This window comes from Duganella sp. Dugasp56 (assembly GCF_047304105.1).
Classification (GTDB): Bacteria; Pseudomonadota; Gammaproteobacteria; order Burkholderiales; family Burkholderiaceae_D; genus Rugamonas; species Rugamonas hordei.
Genome location: NZ_JBGLYQ010000028.1, coordinates 1 through 17,418, shown reverse-complemented (window position 1 = coordinate 17,418; position 17,418 = coordinate 1). Strand labels below are relative to the sequence as shown.

Sequence of the window (17,418 nt, the reverse complement as noted above, 5' to 3'; positions counted from 1 at the left end):
TCGTCAGGTCCGTTCACCGTTCGGCATCCACACCCGCAGCAGCGAGTACATGCGCGACAGGTCGATCGGCTTGGCCAGGTAATCGCTGGCGCCGGCCGCCAGGCACTGCTCCTGGTCGTCCTTCATGGCCTTGGCCGTGATGGCGATGATCGGCAGGCGGGCAAAGCGGGCTTCGGCGCGGATGCGGCGCGTCGCCTCCAGGCCGTCCATGCCCGGCATCATCACGTCCATCAGCACCAGGTCGATGTCCGGCACCTCGTTGAGCTTGGCGATCGCCTCGAAGCCGTTGCGGCCCACCTCGACCAGCACGCCTTTCTGCTCCAGCGCGCTGGTCAGCGCGAAGATGTTGCGCACGTCGTCATCCACCAGCAGGATGCGCCGTCCCTCGAACACGCGGTCGCGCGAGCGCACCGTGCGCAGCATGCTCTGCCGCTCGGACGACAGGTCGGCCTCGACCTTGTGCAGGAACAGCGTCACCTCGTCGAGCAGGCGCTCCGGCGAGCGGGCGCCCTTGATGATGATGGAGCGCGAATACTTGTGCAGGTCGGCCTCCTCGGCGCGCGACAGGTTGCGGCCGGTGTAGACGATCACCGGCGGGAAGGCCGCCAGCGACTCGCCCGCCATGCGCTGCAGCAGCTCGTTGCCCTGCATGTCGGGCAGCTTGAGGTCGATGATCATGCAATCGTAGACGGTGGTGCGCAGCAGCGCCAGCGCTTCCTCGCCGCTGCCGACGGCGACGATCTCGACATCGTCATCGGAGATCAGCTGCACCACGCTGTCGCGCTGGCGGCTGTCGTCCTCGACCAGCAGCACGCGCTTGATCTTCTGCGTCAGCTTGCCTTCGATGCGGCGGAACACTTCCATCAGCTGCTCGCGGGTGGTCGGCTTCAGCGCGAAGCCGATCGCGCCCAGGTGCAGCGCCGCCTCGCCGTTGTCGGAACCGGACACCACGTGCACCGGGATGTGGCGCGTCTGCGCATCGTCCTTCAGCAGTTGCAGCACCGACAGGCCGGAACGGTCCGGCAGGCGGATGTCGAGCAGCACCGCGTCCGGCCGGTATTCGCGCGCCAGCGCCAGCCCCTCGTCGGCGTCGAAGCCGACCAGGCAGCTGTATTGTTTTTCGTGTGCCAGGTCGTACAGGATGCGGGCGAAGGTGGCGTCGTCCTCGATCACCAGCACCAGGCGGCGGCCGGCCGCGGCGCCCTCCTCCAGCAGCGCGCGGTCGTCGTCGAAGGCGCGTTCGCGCGGCGGTGGCGGCAACGGAGATGGCGACGGCGCCGCGGCCTCGTACTCGACCGCCCAGGCCGGCGGCGGCGCCGGACTGGCGGCGGCCGTGCTGCCGGACCTTTCCGCCGGTGCGGTCCACACCAGCGGCAAGGTCAGCGTGAAGCAGCTGCCCTTGCCCGGTTCGCTGATCAGGCCGATGTCGCCGCCCAGCAGCTGCGCCAGGTCGCGCGAGATCGACAGGCCGAGTCCGGTGCCGCCGTACTTGCGGCTGGTGGTGCCGTCGGCCTGCTGGAAGGCGTTGAAGATGCCCTGCTGGTCTTCGGCGCGGATGCCGATGCCGCTGTCCTGCACCGAGAAGGCGACACGTTCGGCGCCCGCCGCGCGCACCGCCAGCGTGATCTGGCCGGTGCTGGTGAACTTGAGCGCGTTCGACAGCAGGTTCTTCAGGATCTGTTCCAGCCGCTGGCGGTCGGTGACCATGTCGTGGGCCAGCTCGTCGGCGATCCGCACGTGGAAGGCCAGTTTCTTTTGCTGCGCCAGCGGGTCGAACACCATCGCCATGCCTTCGACCACGTGGCGCACCGACAGCTGCTCCGGCACCAGGTCCAGCTTGCCCGCCTCGACCTTGGAGATATCGAGGATATCGTTGATCAGGTTCAGCAGGTCGTTACCGGCCGAGTAGATCGTGTTGGCGAAGCGCACCTGCTCCTCGTTCAGGTTGCCGGCCGTGTTTTCCGACAGCAGCTTGGCCAGGATCAGCGAGCTGTTGAGCGGCGTGCGCAGCTCGTGCGACATATTGGCCAGGAATTGCGATTTGTACTGGCTGGCGCGTTCCAGCTCGGTGGCCCGCTCCTCCAGGTCCAGCTGCGCCTTGCTCAGCGCGGCGTTCTTCTGGTCCAGCGCCACGCCCTGCTCGGCCAGCTGCTCGTTGGTCTGTTCCAGCTCGGCCTTCTGGTTTTCCAGGCTGGCCTGCGACTCTTCCAGCACGCGCGACTGTTCCTCCAGCTCCTCGTTGGCGGTACGCAGCTCTTCCTGCTGCACCTGCAGTTCCTCGTTGAGCTGCTGGGTTTCGACCAGCACTTCCTGCAGGCGCTGGCGCGACGAACTGGCTTCGATGGCGTTGCCGACGTTGCCCTTCACCATGGTCAGGAAATCGACGTCGCGCTCGGAGATCGGGCGCAGCAGGCCCAGCTCGACCACGCCGACGATCTCGCCGTCGTTGTCGAGCGGCGCCAGCAGCACGCTGGCCGGCGCGCCGCCGCCGAGGCCGGAACTGACCTGGATATAGTCGGCCGGCACATTGTCCAGTCGGAGCACGCGGCGTTGCAGCGCCGCCTGCGCGACCAGGCTTTCCGCCGGCTTGATACGCTGCTCGCGTTGCGCCCACTCGTCGCTGAAGCCGTACGAGGCCACGCGCTGGAAACTGCCGTCGTCGGCCCGCAGGTACAGCGCGCCGACCACCACATCCATGTAGCGCGCCATGAATTGCAGCAGCGCCGCCGACAGCTGCGGCAGCGCCAGCTGGCCTATGCCCTGCTGCGCCAGCTCGCTCTGGCCGGTGCGCAGCCACGCCTGCCGCGCCAGCGTTTCGGCATGCGTGGTGTGCTCGCGCAGCGCCAGGTCATAGACCTTGGACAGGCCCATCAAATCGCGCCGGCCGAACCAGGCCAGGATGCCGCCGACGCCCAGCGTCAGCAGCAGATAGGTGGCGGCCACCCAGGTGGTCACGCTGCGCGCGCTGTCGTTGCGGTCCTGGCGCATCCGTTGCTCCATGCCGATGAAGGCATCGACCTGGCGGCGGATTTCATCGAACTGGGTCTTGCCGCGGCCGGTCTTGGCGGGACCGGTCACGTCGCCGTTGGCGGCGCGCAGCCGTATCATTTCCTGCGCATACTGGTCCCACTGCAATTGCTGGGCGCCGATGACGCTCAGCCGGTCCAGCTGAACCGGGCTGTCCTCGACCAGCTGCCCCAGCGACTTCAGGCCGGTGGCGACCTTGGGCTTGGCCAGCGTGTACGGTTCGAGAAAACTTTCATCGCCGGTCAGCATGTAGCCGCGCAGGCCGGTTTCCATGTCCACCATCTGCTTGCTGATTTCGTTGGCGCTGCCGATCACGCGTTCGCTGTGCTCGACCCAGTTCATCGTATTGACCAGGTAAGCGAGCAAGACGACAAACACCCCGGCGCTGACCACGCCGGCGGCCAGCGGCAGCGTGACGTTGCGCGCGAGGATGCGGCGGAAGCCGCTTTCATCCATGGACGACAGATTGGGCATGGTTCGGCCAGGTAGCGAGGAAAGCTGGAAGTTTAGCTCAAACACAAAACTGCTATACCGGCAAAAACCAATCGTGCGCTAGGGAAATAACATAAAAATCAGGCCGCCTCGGGCCAGATCACGCCGTCGGCGCGCACCGTGGTGCGGTTCAGGATGCGGCGGCCGGGGCCGACCGGCGTCGCCTTGTGCGCGACGTGCAGGTTGTCAGCCACCACCACATCGCCGGGCAGCCAATGGTGGCGGTAGGTGGCGCCGGGGCGGGAGTAATGGCGGTCCACCGCCTGCATCAACGCCTGCGAGCGTTCCGGCCCGTAGCCCAGCACGCCGCCGGTCAGGCCCAGGTTCAGGTACAGCGCCGGAATGCCGGTTTTCGGGTGCTTCAACACCAGCGGGTGCACCACGCCGTTGCGGTGCGCGGTCCGCAGGGCGTCGAATTCCTCGCGGATTTCCGGCTGCAGCTCGGCATAGGCTTGCTGCAAATCGGTGAACAAGGTGTCGCCGCCCTCGCTCGATTGCGCCACCGAGTACCAGAAACTGATCGGCGTCGGCTCCGCGCGGAACGAGCCGTCCGAATGCCAGTAGCGGCCGACGTCGACGTGGCCATCCTCGGGCCGGCTGGCGACGCGGAAAATTTCCGGCAAGCCGTCCAGCTGGCCGCGCATGGCGGGAAAAGTCTCCAGGCTGCCGAACAGTTCGGTGGCGGCGACCTGCTCCGGCGGCGTCAGCGACTGGCCGCGTATCACCAGCATGCCGTACTGCAGCAACGCCGAACGCAGCAACTGCGCGGTGCCGGGACCGGCCTGGCGCAAGTCCATGCCTTCGATGGTGGCGCCAAAGCTCAAGGGTAAGGGGGTAATGTTCATACGGCCTCCAGGGCTGAAAAGTATGAAATCACTATAATCCCGCACAACTCTGCTGATAATATAGGCGAATCTGCAATCACCTTTGCGCCAGACGCAAAGCCTGCCATGGACCGATTCGCTGAACTCAAAGCCTTCTGCCTGGTCGCCAGCAATGGCGGCTTTTCCGCCGCCGCCCGTCACCTGGGCGTGGCCACGTCCTCGGTCACGAGGCTGGTCGACGCGCTGGAAGTGCGCCTCGGCGCCCCCTTGCTGAACCGCTCGACCCGCAGCATCACGCTGACCGACAGCGGCCGCAACTACTATGAGCACGCGACGCAGATCCTGGCCGCGCTGGACGAGGCCGACGACGCCGCTTCCGGCCGGGACAGCGAAGCGGTCGGCGTGCTGCGCGTGGCCGCGCCGGTGACGCTGGCGATCCGCACCATCGGCCCGCTGCTGCCGGAGCTGGTGCGGCGTTACCCGAAGATGGCGCTGGATATGCGGCTCAGCGACAACTACACCAATATGGTCGACGAGGCGATCGATCTGGCGATCCGCATCGGCACGCCGGAGCGGCAGCCCAACCTGATCGCGCGCAAGCTGGCCGGCCACCGGCGCCACATCTGCGCCAGCCCCGCATACCTGCGCCAGCACGGCAGGCCGCACGCGCCGGCCGACCTGACCGGCCACAACTGCCTGCAGTTTTCCTACGGCGCCAGCCGCCAGACCTGGAAGCTTCGGCGCGGCGGCCAGGAGGCCGAGATCGAGGTGCACGGCAGCCTCAGCGTGAATAATTCGGAGATGCTGCGGCAAGCCGCGCTGAGCGGGCTGGGCCTGGCGCTGCTGCCGGCCTGGCTGATCCACCAGGACCTGGAGCAGGGCATGCTGGTGCCGGTGCTGGACCTGTACGAAACCAACCCCGGCGACATGGATGTGGGAATTTATGCCTTGTATCCGGCCAGCCGCCGCGGCTCGGTGAAGATACGCGTCTTCACCGAACTGCTGACGGCGGCGCTGCAAACTTACAGCTTGTAGTTCAAGCCCAGCAGCAGCTGGCGGCCGTAGGTGGTGTAGCGCTCGGGCGCGTAGGAGCCGCCCGAGAACGGATCGCCCTGGCGGGTCTGGTAAGGCGAGTTGTTCAGGTTATTCACCTGGAACAGGAAGGACAGGCCCTTGTAGCGGCCCTGCTCGATCGCGTAGCCCAGCTGCAGGTCGATCTGGCGCTCGGCCAGGATCTCGCTGAAGGCGCGCTGCGCGAACAGGCCGGTGACCTCGCCACGATAGGCCGAGCGGTAGCGGCGGCTGGCGCGCGCCGAGTAGCCCGACTGCTCGTAGTAGACGGTGAAGTTGGACACCACGCCCGACAGCCCCGGCAGCTTTTCCTTGGTGCCCGGACCGTTGGGATGGATGGTGCTCTCGGTGCCGGACATGCTGCCGGTCACGCCGAAGCCTTCCAGCGGCGCCCACAGCAGGCCGCCGTCCAGCGCGCCCGACAGTTCCACACCCTTGACCATGCCGCCGGTGCCGTTGGCCGGACGGTTCAAGGTGCCGATATCCTGGATCGGCACGACGGCCGACGGATTCGGGAAGCCGGCAAAGCTGAACGCGGTCTGCTGGTTGTAGATGTAGCTTTGCAGCTTCTTGTACCACAGCGCGCCGGCGATGTAGCTGCGCTTGCCCATGTACTTTTCCATCGACAAATCATACGAGTTGGCGCGCCACGGTTCCAGCTGTGGATTGCCGCCGCTGCCGTTCCACATGCGGGTGGTGGCGTCGACGCCGCCGGAGATGCCGGCGCGCATGTCCGACATCTGCGGACGGGCCACCGTCTTGGCCGCGCCGAAGCGCAGATTGGTGGTGCTCAGGTATTTGTCGAGGTCGAAGTTCAGGTTCACGCTCGGCAGCCAGTCGGTGTAGCTGGCGCCGCCGGTGATCGAGCCCAGCTTGCCGGAGTTGACGGTGGTGCCGCGCGATTTCTGGTCGACGTTGACGGCCTGCACGCCGATGTTGCCGCGCAGCGGGAACGGACCGACGTCGGTGTCGATGCCGACGCGGCCATAGGCGGTGGTGACTTTCTCGGTCACGCCCCAGTCCTGCAGCGCCTGGTCGTCCGGGCGGGCCGGCTGCATGGTGTAGTACTTGTTCAGCGCGCCCAGCACATCATAGGTCAGCACGCTCGGGATGCCGGCGAAGGCCAGCGAGGTCGACGGCTCGATCAGGTCGGACGACACCGTGGCCGGCGCGCGGCCGTTCTTCAGGTTCCAGTAGTTGTTGGTGTCGGCGTGGGTCTTCTCGCGCTTGCTGTAGTTGACGCCGCCTTCGACGTTGCGGAACATGCCGTCCAGGTCGCGCTTGGCCGACAGCTTGAGCGAACCCAGCGAATCTTCCACCACCGGATGGTGCATGTCCGCATCCTTGCCCCAGCCGCCGACGTCGGTCAGCTTGATGATCTGCGGATCGGCGAAGTTCAGGCTGGGCGTGAAGGTCGGCAGGCCGCTGGCGGTCGGGATCTTGAACTGGAAGTTGTTGTCGGTGATGTGCGAGCCGGCAGGGCCCAGGCCGGCGTAGGTTTCCAGCACCATCTCGCGCCGCTTGGCGGTCGAGTACGACAGGTCGCCGACCAGGGTCCAGCGGTCTTGCTTGAACTGGTTGTTCCAGCCCACGGCGCCGAGCTGGTCCTTGCGCTGGTTGAAGTCGTTGCGCACGATGGGTTCCAGGTTGACCAGCGCGCCGCCCACCAGCAGGCGGGTGCCGCCCTGCGTGACGATCTGCGGATTGTTGTAGGTGACGTCGCTCCACTGGTGTGAGTTCCACATCATGCCGCGCATCGTGGTGTCTTCCTTGAACTCGGAATAGTACAGGTCCAGCGAGGTGCGGAATTCCTTGGACGGGCGGTATTCGATCACGCCCATCAGGCCGTCGCGCTTCTGTTTGCGCGAGGTCGCCGTGACTTCGGCGCCCTTCAGCGCCACCACGTCCTCGTCGCCTTTCGGCAGCTTGTTGTCGGTGCCCCACCACCACGATTTGTATTCCTGCTGCTGGCCCGGCGAATCCAGGTGCGCGTAGCCGATCGCCACGCCCAGCGTGTTGTTCATGAACTGGTCGACATACGACGCGCTGAGGCGGTTGCCGTTGGCCGGCGTGTTCGAGTTGAGCTTGCCGTTGGAATTGTGCTCGCCGCGCGCGTTGAACACGATGCTGCGCTCGCGCAGGTCCAGCGGACGCACCGTGTGCAGGTCCACCGTGCCGGACAGGCCGCCGCCGGCCAGCGAGGCGTCCGGCGTCTTGTAGACGGTGACGCCGTTGATCAGCTCGGACGGATACTGGTCGTATTCGGCGCCGCGGTTGTTGCTGGTCGAGACCAGCTCGCGGCCGTTCATCAGCGTGCCGGAAAAGTCCGGCGCCAGGCCGCGGATCGAGATCGACTGCGCGCGGCCTTCGACGCGCTGCGCCGTCAGGCCGGCCAGGCGGGCGATCGACTCGGCGATCGACACGTCCGGCAGCTTGCCGATGTCTTCGGCCGTGACCGCCTCGACGATGGAATCGGAGTCGCGCTTGATCGCCATCGAGGTCTCGATGCTGCGGCGGATGCCGGTGACGACCACCGACTGGACTTCCTTGTCCTCGGCCGCGGCGCCGTTGGCCGGTCCCTGCTGCGCCCAGGCCGGGCTGGCGGCGAGGGCCCAGGCCAGCGTGGCGCAGGCGGCGGCGATCGGGGTCAATGCGAGTGGATGTGTCTGCTTTCTCATGTTGTCTCTCTCTTTATAGTTTTACTGGTTACGACTAACGGAACGGCTGTGGTGCGGTGCTGCTGGTCATCCAGTCCTGCGCGGACTGGTGGACCTCATAAACCTGCGTGCCAAACGACTGGAACAGGGATTCGATATCGGCCACCGGCGCCTTGGTGAAATCGAGCGCCGGCACCGGCGCGGCGGCGGCGTTGGTGACCAGGCCCCAGGTGCCGTTGCCCTGCCCGCCCTTGTTGTTGACCACCTTCCAGGTCCACGCCGTGGCGGCCCAGCCGTACTTGGCGTAGGTATCGAAGGAAGCGCGCGTGACCTGGCCGCCGAGGTCCAGGCCCAGCCCGGTCCACGGCTGCGTCTCGCCGATGAAGAACGCGGTGTCGACCGCCTTGATCTTGTTGTCCCACTCGCACACGCCGCTGTTGCCGCCGCCGCTGCAGGTCAGCCAGTCCTTGTGCACCTGCAGGCCGATCTGGCCCCAGCCGAACAGGCCCGGGTAGAAGTGCATCTCGAACGCGACATTGCTCATGCCCTGTTCGGACGGCTTGCCATAGGCGCTGATGTTGCCGCTGTTGTGGCCGGGCAGGATGACGACGTGGTTCGGGTCGACCGCGCGGATCGCCGTGTACAGCGTCTTGACCACGGCGGCCAGATTGGCGGCGGTGGTGCCCCACGGCTCGTTGAGCACGCTGTAGCCGGCGACCGACGCGCGGTCCTTGTAGCGGCCGGCGATCTGCTGCCACAGCCAGACGGTGCGCTCCTGGTATTCCGGCGTGCTCCAGTACAGGTTCTTGTTGGCGCAGCCGCTGTGCTGTTCCCATCCCTGCGCGCCGACGGCGCCGTGCAGGTCGAGGATCACGTACATGCCGCGCTTTTCGGCCTGGGCGATGGCGTCGTCCAGGTAGCGCCAGGCGTCGGCGCGCAAGTGGCGTGGATTCTTTTCATCCTCGACCACGCTGTGGATGAACGGCAGGCGCACCAGGTTCAGGCCGAACTTCTGCATCTGGTCCCAGTCGCGGGTGGTGATCCAGTTGTCGCGGAACAGCCGCATCAGGCGCTGGCGCTCGGCATAGCCGAAGCGGCTGTCGAAGTTGGCCTCCAGCTTGCACTCGTCGTCGATGCCGGCGCTGCCCTGCCCCATCATCCAGAATTCATTGATCAGCCAGTTGCCGAGGTTGACGCCCTTGAGCGCGGCCTGGCTGCCGTCGGCCTTCAGCCACTTGGTCCCCTGCGTGTGCAGCATGGTCGGCGTCACCGGCACCGGCGTGACCGGAGTCGGCTTGATGGCTTCCGCCACCGGCGGCGCGGGCGGCACGGGCGTGGACGACGGACCGGCGCCACTGCCGCCGCCGCAGCCGGCAAGCGCCAGCAAGGTCACGAATATAGATCGGTATGACATGGCATCCTCTTGCGTGGAAGCGCTTCCATTTTTGTTCTGAAAAAACTGCCGCGCGATGACGCGGCAGCGCTTTTTTATTTCCAGGTGAAGGTGGCGACGCTGGCCGCCGGCAAGGTATAGCTGAAGCTCTGCTTGCCCTGGCGCACCGCGAAGCTGCGCGGCTCCTTGGCCGAGTTCACCACCAGCAGCGCCACCGAACCGTCGTCGGCGTTGCGGAAGGCCACCGTGTCGAGTTGGTCGTAGCCGCTGGTCGACGCGACGCGGCGCGCGCCCTGGCGCACGAAGCGGCTGGCGTGGGCCAGCGCGTAATATTCCTCGTTGCGGGTGACCTTGCCGTCGCGGCTGTCGATGGTGACGACGCCGCGGCAATCGTTGCAGCCTCCCAGGTGCGGGCCGTCGTGTTCGTCCAGCGCCAGGTTCCACAGCAGCACGCCCCTGGCCCAGCCGCGCGTGGTGCCGATCACCAGTGTGCGGGCGAAGTGCTGCAGATTGTCCGACCATACCGGCGCCCATTTGCCGCCCGAGCATTCGGTGAAGTAGGTGTCCTTGTCGGGCCAGCGGTCATGCAGCGCGGCCTGCACGCGCACGTCGCCGCCGTAGCAGTGCCAGGCGATGCCGTTGACGTATTTGTTCGCCACCGGATCCTTCAGCACGTCGGCCGGCGAGCCCGGCTCGTCCCAGTTGTGGTCCCAGTCCAGGATGCGGGTTTGCGGATGTTCCTTCGCCAGCAACGGCCCCAGGTGGCCGCCGATGAAGGCGGCGCGCTTGGCCGGATCCACGCGCATGCCGGGATAATCCTTGGGCTCGAAGTGCGGCTCGTTCTGCAAGGTCAGCGCGTAGATCGGCACGCCCTCCTTCTCGTAGGCGCCGACATAGCGCGACAGGTAGGCGGCGAACGGCGCGAACGCTTCCGGCTTCAAGGTGCCCTGGATCAGGCTGTCGGTGGACTTCATCCAGCCCGGCGCGCTCCACGGCGACGCCATCACGCGCAGCCTGGGATTGATCGCCAGCGCGGCCTTGGTGATCGGCAGCACGTCGGCGCGGTTGGGTTCGATGGAGAAATGCGCCAGCGTGGGATCGGTCTGGCCTTTCGGCATGTCGTCGAAGCTGTAGTGCTGGCGCGAGAAATCGGAGGCGCCGATGGTCAGGCGGGTGAAGCTGAAGCCCAGCCCCGGCGCCTTGCCGAACAGTTCGTTGAGCAAGGCGCTGCGCTGCTGCTCGTTCATGCGGTTCCGCATCAGCCAGGCGGAAGCGTCGGTGATGGCGGCGCCGAAGCCCACCATTTCCTGGTAGCGCTGCGACGGATCGACCTCGATGATGGTGGCGGCAGCGGCGCCCGGCTTGAACTGGGCATCGGCGCCGCGCGCCAGCAATTGCGTCTGGTCGCCGGTGGTGATCCATGCCTGCACCCTGGCCTGCGCCTGAGCGGACGCGTGCACGCACAGCAGCAAGGCCGGCACCGCGAGCAGGCGGGAAAGGCGTTTCAAGACATGCTGCAAAGGCGAAGGGGGCAAGGCTCCATCGCCCGGCATAGCGGGGCTGGCTGTCAACATTCTGTCTCCGTGCAGAAGGATCGTTGCCCTTCCGTCTATCGTTTATTCACTTATGAATTAAATGGAATCGTTTCCACTTATTGAATTAACTATAGCACCGGCAATTCTTGAATGTCAACGAAAGCGAATGAAGTGTTGCGCGGAAGTGCCGCAGGCTGCAACAGCAGCCATGCGGTTTAACGAGGTGAAACTCCTAGCTGTGTTGCAGCGTCTCGACGCATTGTCGAGTATCGCATCCCGAGCTGTTGAGCACGCGCTCGGACACCTCGGGCGGGATGCTGTTGCTGGCCATGTAAACGGCAGCATCCTCCACGCTCAGCATGTCCTTGAAAATGCGTCCTACTTCGACCTTAGCGGCGACTAGAGGGTCTTTTCTTCTGCACGGGCTCATAATGTTCCTATTAAAAGGTCAAATGGCCAGTCCAGTTTATGCTGCAACGCACAACTCTGCAATTTCTTCTTTTCTATTGCAAGTCGCTGTTTGATTGTTATTGTGCAGGCACCTCCCAGCCGCCGCCCAGGGCCTTGTAGACCGCCACCAGCGAGGTGGCGGCGCCGGCCTGGGCTTGCGCCAAGCGGTCGCGCGCGGACAACAGTTCGCGCTCGGCGTCGAGCACCGTCAGGAAATCGGTCGAGCCGACCTTGAAGCGCTCGCGCGCGATCACGGCGGCCTGCTCCGACGACTGGGCCGCCTCGAACAGCAGCTCGGTCTGGCGCTGGGTGCGGGTGTAGCTGGCCAGCGCGCCTTCCGTCTCCTCCAGCGCGCCCAGCACCGCTTTCTCGTAGCCGATCACCACCGCGTCGTTGCGCGCATCGGCGGCGCTGATCTGCGCGCGGATGCGGCCGAAGTCGATCAGGTTCCACGTCAGCTGCGCGCCGAGGTTGTAGACATACGATGCGCCCTTGCCCAAGTCGCTGAAGTGCGACGAGTTCTGTCCCAGCGTGCCGCCCAGCGACAGCACCGGGAACAGCGCGCTGCGCGCCACGCCGACCTGCGCCGCGGCGGCCGCCACCTGCGCTTCGGCCAGCTGGATGTCCGGCCGGCGCCGCAGCAGCGAGGCCGGCGAACCGATGCTGGACAACTGCACCGCCTTTAACCCGGGCAGCGGCTGCACCGGCCCCAGTTCCGCGTCGAGCGCGGTCGGCTGCAGGCCGCACAGCACCGCCAGCCGATAGCGCGTGCGTATCAGGGCCGCCTCCAGCGCCGGGATATTGGCCGCCGTCGATTTCACCAGGGCCCGCGCGCGTTCGCTGTCGAGCGCCGTGCCGCGCCCCACGTCGAGCCGCGCGTCGACCAGCTCCAGCGCCGCCTGCTGCGTCTCCAGCGACGCCACGGCCACGCGCAGCTGCTCCTGCAGACCGCGCAGGTCGAAGTAGTTGCGCGCCACCTCGGCCGTCACGCTGACCTGCGCCGCCCGCACGCCGGCCGCGCCGGCCAGCACGTTGGCCTGCGCCGCCTTGCGCGCGTCGCCGAGACGGCCGAACAGGTCGGCCTCCCACGCCACGTCGAAGCCAACCGAGTAGTTGTTGTTGGTCTTGACCACGCCGGCGTCGTTCGGCGCGCGGATGCGTGCCGCGCCGGCATCGAGGCCGATGCTGGGCAGCAGCTGCGCGTCGGCGTAGCGGTTCAGCGCGCGCGCTTCGCGCAGGCTGGCGGCGGCGCTGCGGATATCGGTATTGGCCTTCAGCGCCCGCTGCACCAGCGTGTCGAGCAGCGGGTCGTTGAAGGCGTGCCAGAATTCACCGACCGGTTCCCCGGCGGCGGCCGACGGCGCGTTGGCGAAGCCGCTGTCCAGCGCGGGCTCGAATTTCTTGACCGGCGGCGCGCTGGAGCACGCCGTCAACACCAGCGCGACACCGATGACGACGGCCGGATGGCTACGATGCTGGCTCATACTTCCCCCTTGCGCGGCGGATCGGCATCGTCGATGCCGGGATGGAATGGATGGGCCGCGGCCTCGATCTGGTGCCGCAATTCGGCCGAATGCGCGCGGCGCTTCTCGGTGCCCTTGCGCAGCAGCGAGTAGAACACCGGCGTCAGGAAGATGCCGAACGAGGTCACGCCAACCATGCCCGAGAACACGGCGATCCCCATCGCGCGGCGCATCTCGCTGCCGGCGCCGCTGCCCAGAATCAGCGGGATCACGCCGGCGCAGAAGGCGATCGACGTCATCAGGATGGGCCGCAGGCGCAGATGGCAGGCGTTGACGATGGCCTCCATCATCGGCTGCCCCTGCTCCTCCAGCTCCTTGGCGAATTCCACGATCAGGATTGCGTTCTTGCACGCCAGACCGACCAGCACCACCAGCGCCACCTGCGTGAACAGGTTCAGGTCTCCGCCTTGCGAGAACGGCGGGAAGTGCGATATCCACACGCCGAACAGCGCCGACAGGATACACATCGGCACGATCATGATGATGGCCAGCGGCAGGCTCCAGCTTTCATACTGCGCAGTCAGCACCAGCACCACCAGCACCACGGACAGGAACAGCACCGCCGCCAGCGTCGGTATCTTTACGTTGATGCCGGGCAGCGTGATGTCGCGCGTGAGCCGGTCCTGGTAGGTCAGGTCGGTCCATTCGTACGACATCCCGCGCGGCAGCTGCTTGACCAGGCGTTCGATCTCGGATTCCGCCTGGCCGCTGGAGAAGCCCGGCTTGGCGGCGCCGTTGACGTCGGCCGAGGGGAAGCCGTTGTAGCGCGTCACGCGCGTCGGGCCGAAGGTCGGATTGACCTGCATCACGGAACCCAGCGGCACCATCTGGCCCGCCGAATTGCGCGTCTCCAGGTTGGTGATGCTGTCGGCGCGCGAGCGGAACGGCGCGTCGGCCTGCACCACCACCTGGTAGGTCTTGCCGAAGCGCGTGAAGTCGTTCACGTACAGCGAGCCGAGGTTGATCTGCAGCGTGTCGTAGATCTCCTGCAGCGGCAGGCCCATTTGCTTGGCCTTGGTGCGGTCGACGTCGGCGAACAGCTGCGGCACGTTGATGTCGTAGTTCGAATACGGCGTGCCGATGCTAGACTTGGGATTGCCGTAGATCGGCCCGAGTATGCCGCCCCAGACCGCGCCATACAGCGCCTGCTCGCCCTGGCCGCCGCGGTCCTGCACCTGCAGCTTGAAGCCGCCCGCGTTGCCCAGGCCGTCCACCGCCGGCGGCGGCACGACGAACATGCGCGCGCCCTGGATCGCCTGGATGGCGCCATTGACCTTGCCGAGGATGGCGTCCTTGGACAAGGCGCGCGTGGTGCGCTCCTCGAACGGCGCCAGGCCGAAGAAGACGATGCCCTCGTTCGGCGACGACGAGAAGCCGGCGATCGACAGGCCGGGGAAGGCGATCGAATCGACGATGCCCGGCACCTTGAGCGCGATGTCGCTCATGTCGCGGATGACCTTCTCGGTGCGCGCCAGCGACGAACCGGCGGGCAGCTGGGCGATGCCGATCAGGTACTGCTTGTCCGGCGCCGGCACGAAGCCGCTGGGAATGCGCGTGAACAGCAGGCCGGTGCACAGCAGCAGCACGCCGTAGACCACCAGCGCCAGCGATTTGCGCTGCAGCAGCCCGGTCACGCCGCGTCCATAGGCCTTGCTGCGGCGCTGGAACATGCAGTTAAACCAGTGGAAGAACTTGCCGAACAGCTTGTCCATCACCACCATGATCTTGTCTTTCGGCGCGTCGTGTGGGCGCAGCAGCAGCGCCGCCAGGGCCGGCGACAAGGTCAGCGAATTGAACGCCGAGATCACCGTGGAAATCGCGATCGTCGCCGCGAACTGCTTGTAGAACTGGCCGGACAGGCCGGGCACGAAGGTCAGCGGGATGAACACGGCGCACAGCACCAGCGCGATGGCGATGATAGGTCCGCTCACCTCGCGCATCGCGCGCACCGTGGCGTCGTGCGGCGTCAGGCCGTCGGCGATGTTGCGCTCGACGTTTTCCACCACCACGATGGCGTCGTCGACCACGATGCCGATCGCCAGCACCAGCCCGAACAGGGTCAGCGTGTTGATCGAGTAGCCCAGCAACAGCAGCATCGCGAACGTGCCGATGATGGAGATAGGCACCGCCAGCAGCGGGATCACCGAGGCGCGCCAGGTCTGCAGGAAGATGATCACCACCAGCACCACCAGCAGCACCGCCTCGATCAGCGTGTGCACCACTTTCTCGATCGAGGTCTGCACGAAGCGCGTGGGGTCGTAGACGATGTCGTAATCGACACCCTTGGGGAAGTTCTTCTTGGCGTTCTCCATCGTCGCGCGCACGTCGTTCGACAGCTTCAGCGCGTTCGAGCCGGGCGCCTGGAAGATACCGATGGCCGCCGCCTCCTTGTTGTTCAGCAGGCTGCGCAGCGAATACGAGTTGGCGCTGATCTCCACCCGGCCGACATCCTTGATGCGCACCAGCGCACCGGTCGCGGGATCGCTGCGGACGATGATCTCGGCGAAATCCTCCTCCTTGATCAGCCGCCCCTGCGCATTGACCTGCAGCTGGAAGTCGGTGTCGTTGGGCGCCGGCGGCGAGCCGACCACGCCGGCCGCCACTTGCGCGTTCTGCTCGCGGATCGCCGCCACCACGTCGCCGGCGGTCATGTTGCGCGCCGCCAGCTGGCGCGGATTGAGCCAGATGCGCATCGCGTAGTCGCCGGAACCGAACAGCAGCACCGAGCCCATGCCGGGCACGCGCAGCAGGTCGTCGCGCACGTTCAGGTTGGCGTAGTTGCGCAGGTAGAGCGCGTCGTGGCTGTTGTCCGGCGAGACCATGTGCACCACCATGGTCAGGTTGGGCGACTGCTTCTCGGTCGTCACGCCGATCTGGCGCACGATGTCGGGCAGGCGCGGCAAGGCGCGGTTGATGCGGTTCTGCACCGCCGTCTCGGCCTGCTCCGGCACCGTGCCGATCTTGAAGGTCACCGTCAGCGTCATGCTGCCGTCGGCGGTGGCCTGGCTTTCGAAGTACAGCATGTGTTCCAGGCCGTTGATCTGCTCTTCCAGCGGCGCGGCCACGGTTTCCGAAATCACGCGTGGATTGGCGCCGGGGAACTGGGCCCGCACCACGATCTGCGGCGGCGCCACTTCCGGATACTCGGAGATCGGCAGCTGGAAGATCGCCAGCAGGCCGACCATGAAAATGAAAATCGAGAGGACGGTGGCGAAGCGCGGGCGGTCGATGAAAAATCGCGAGATATCCATGCGCCGCTCCTCAGCCCTTGGCCACAGCCGGGGCGCCTGGCGGCGGCGCCGGGATGGGTTGCCCCTGCTCGTCCACCTTCAGCACCTGCGGCGTGACCGGCGCGCCGGGGAAGGCGCGCAGCAGGCCGTCGACGATCACCAGTTCGCCGGCATTGATGCCGGTGACGACGCGCATGCCGCCGATCAGCGCGCCGGGCTTGATCTCGCGCTGCTCGACGATGTTGTTCTTGCCGACCACCAGCACCACCTTGCGCGTCTGGTCGGTGGTGATGGCGCGGTCCGACACCAGCGTGGCGGAATAGCTGCCGCTGCCGACCAGCTGGATGCGGGCGAACAGGCCGGGCGTGTAGAGGCCCTCCTTGTTGTCGAACACGGCGCGTCCGCGCATCGAGGCGGTGGCCGGGTTCAGGCGGTTGTCGACGAAGTCCATGTGGCCTTCATGCGGGAAGCCTTCCTCGTTGGCCAGGCCCAGGCGCACCGCGTTCGGCACGTCGCGCGACGATGGACGGCTGCCGTCGCGGGCCGCGCGCATGTATTTCAGGTAGAGCGCCTCGCTGGCGTCGAAGTAGGCGTACATGCGGTCGTTCGACACCACGGTGGTCAGCACCGGATCGCCGATATTCACCAGGTTGCCGACCGTGACATTGGCGCGCGACGTGCGGCCGGTGACCGGGGCGACGATGCGGGTGAACTCCAGGTTCAGCCTGGCCTGCGCCAGCGCCGCCTCGTAGGCCTTGACGTTGGAGTTGGCGTTGGCGACCGCCGCCTTCAGCTGGTCCAGCTCCTGCTGGCTGACGCCGCGCACGGCGACCAGTTTTTCCGCGCGCGCCAGCTCGGTCTTGCTCAACTCTCCGGAAGTGCGGGCGGCCACCAGCTGCGCCTCGACGCGGGCCGCTTCGGCGGCGAACGGACGCGGATCGATGGTGAACAGCGGATCGCCCTTGCGCACCATCTGGCCTTCGCGGAAGTGCACCTGCATCAGCGTGCCGGCCACCCGCGAGCGGATGTCGACCGTGTCCGGCGCCTCGAGGCGGGCGGTGAATTCGTCGAATTCCTTGACGTCGCGCTTGACGGCCGGCGCCACCGATACCGCGGGGGGGCCCCCCCCCCGGCGCCCCCCCCCCCGCCAGGGGGGGGCCGCCCCCCCCCCCCCGCGGAGGTGGTTATTTTTTAAGAGGTGTTGGGCGAACCCCCG

The 17,418-nt window shown here is 66.6% G+C and carries 9 protein-coding genes; 1 reads left to right on the top strand and 8 read right to left on the bottom strand.

Going from position 1 to position 17,418, the window contains the following annotated elements:
* Window positions 1-3: 3 nt before the first annotated feature.
* Together ACCD07_RS19645 and ACCD07_RS19640 are read right to left on the bottom strand one after the other, a co-directional pair.
* A complete protein-coding gene (locus tag ACCD07_RS19645; RefSeq protein WP_413448314.1) occupies window positions 4-3,501 on the bottom strand; it encodes a response regulator in 3,498 nt (1,165 codons plus the stop codon).
* A 98-nt stretch (window positions 3,502-3,599) separates the two neighbouring features.
* Window positions 3,600-4,364 carry a TauD/TfdA dioxygenase family protein gene (locus ACCD07_RS19640; protein ID WP_413448313.1) on the bottom strand — a complete coding sequence of 255 codons (765 nt, stop codon included), beginning with the start codon at window positions 4,362-4,364 and terminating at the stop codon, window positions 3,600-3,602.
* 105 nt (window positions 4,365-4,469) lie between these two features.
* Between ACCD07_RS19640 and ACCD07_RS19635 the strand changes: the two genes are divergently transcribed.
* Window positions 4,470-5,378 carry a LysR family transcriptional regulator gene (locus tag ACCD07_RS19635; protein ID WP_413448312.1) on the top strand — a complete coding sequence of 303 codons (909 nt, stop codon included), beginning with the start codon at window positions 4,470-4,472 and terminating at the stop codon, window positions 5,376-5,378.
* On the opposite strand, the gene ACCD07_RS19630 is transcribed toward ACCD07_RS19635, so the two are convergent.
* From ACCD07_RS19630 to ACCD07_RS19605, 6 genes are all read right to left on the bottom strand, one after another.
* Complete coding sequence (locus ACCD07_RS19630) at window positions 5,366-8,092, bottom strand: TonB-dependent receptor (RefSeq protein ID WP_413448311.1); 2,727 nt, start codon at window positions 8,090-8,092, stop codon at window positions 5,366-5,368. The two genes, ACCD07_RS19635 and ACCD07_RS19630, sit on opposite strands and share 13 nt — an antisense overlap.
* 34 nt (window positions 8,093-8,126) lie before the next feature.
* Window positions 8,127-9,485, bottom strand: coding sequence for a glycoside hydrolase family 5 protein (locus ACCD07_RS19625; protein WP_413448310.1), 1,359 nt, complete (start codon window positions 9,483-9,485; stop codon window positions 8,127-8,129).
* A 74-nt stretch (window positions 9,486-9,559) separates the two neighbouring features.
* Complete coding sequence (locus ACCD07_RS19620) at window positions 9,560-10,972, bottom strand: glycoside hydrolase family 30 protein (protein WP_413448309.1); 1,413 nt, start codon at window positions 10,970-10,972, stop codon at window positions 9,560-9,562.
* A 554-nt stretch (window positions 10,973-11,526) separates the two neighbouring features.
* Window positions 11,527-12,933, bottom strand: a complete 1,407-nt coding sequence (locus ACCD07_RS19615; RefSeq protein WP_413448308.1) for an efflux transporter outer membrane subunit — start codon at window positions 12,931-12,933, stop codon at window positions 11,527-11,529.
* Entirely contained in the window at window positions 12,930-16,223 is a 3,294-nt protein-coding gene (locus ACCD07_RS19610; RefSeq protein WP_176653046.1) for an efflux RND transporter permease subunit, read from the bottom strand. Before ACCD07_RS19610 ends, ACCD07_RS19615 begins: the two co-directional genes overlap by 4 nt.
* A 10-nt stretch (window positions 16,224-16,233) precedes the next feature.
* Window positions 16,234-17,418: efflux RND transporter periplasmic adaptor subunit (locus ACCD07_RS19605; protein ID WP_413448307.1), on the bottom strand; the 1,185-nt coding region annotated here is incomplete at its 5' end.

Excerpts from the sequence above, each read along its gene's own strand:
- ACCD07_RS19615 (WP_413448308.1), bottom strand. The coding sequence starts at position 12,933 with ATGAGCCAGCATCGTAGCCATCCGGCCGTCGTCATCGGTGTCGCGCTG.
- ACCD07_RS19640 (WP_413448313.1), bottom strand. The coding sequence starts at position 4,364 with ATGAACATTACCCCCTTACCCTTGAGCTTTGGCGCCACCATCGAAGGC.
- ACCD07_RS19630 (WP_413448311.1), bottom strand. The coding sequence starts at position 8,092 with ATGAGAAAGCAGACACATCCACTCGCATTGACCCCGATCGCCGCCGCC.
- ACCD07_RS19610 (WP_176653046.1), bottom strand. The coding sequence starts at position 16,223 with ATGGATATCTCGCGATTTTTCATCGACCGCCCGCGCTTCGCCACCGTC.
- ACCD07_RS19635 (WP_413448312.1), top strand. The coding sequence starts at position 4,470 with ATGGACCGATTCGCTGAACTCAAAGCCTTCTGCCTGGTCGCCAGCAAT.
- ACCD07_RS19625 (WP_413448310.1), bottom strand. The coding sequence starts at position 9,485 with ATGTCATACCGATCTATATTCGTGACCTTGCTGGCGCTTGCCGGCTGC.
- ACCD07_RS19645 (WP_413448314.1), bottom strand. The coding sequence starts at position 3,501 with ATGCCCAATCTGTCGTCCATGGATGAAAGCGGCTTCCGCCGCATCCTC.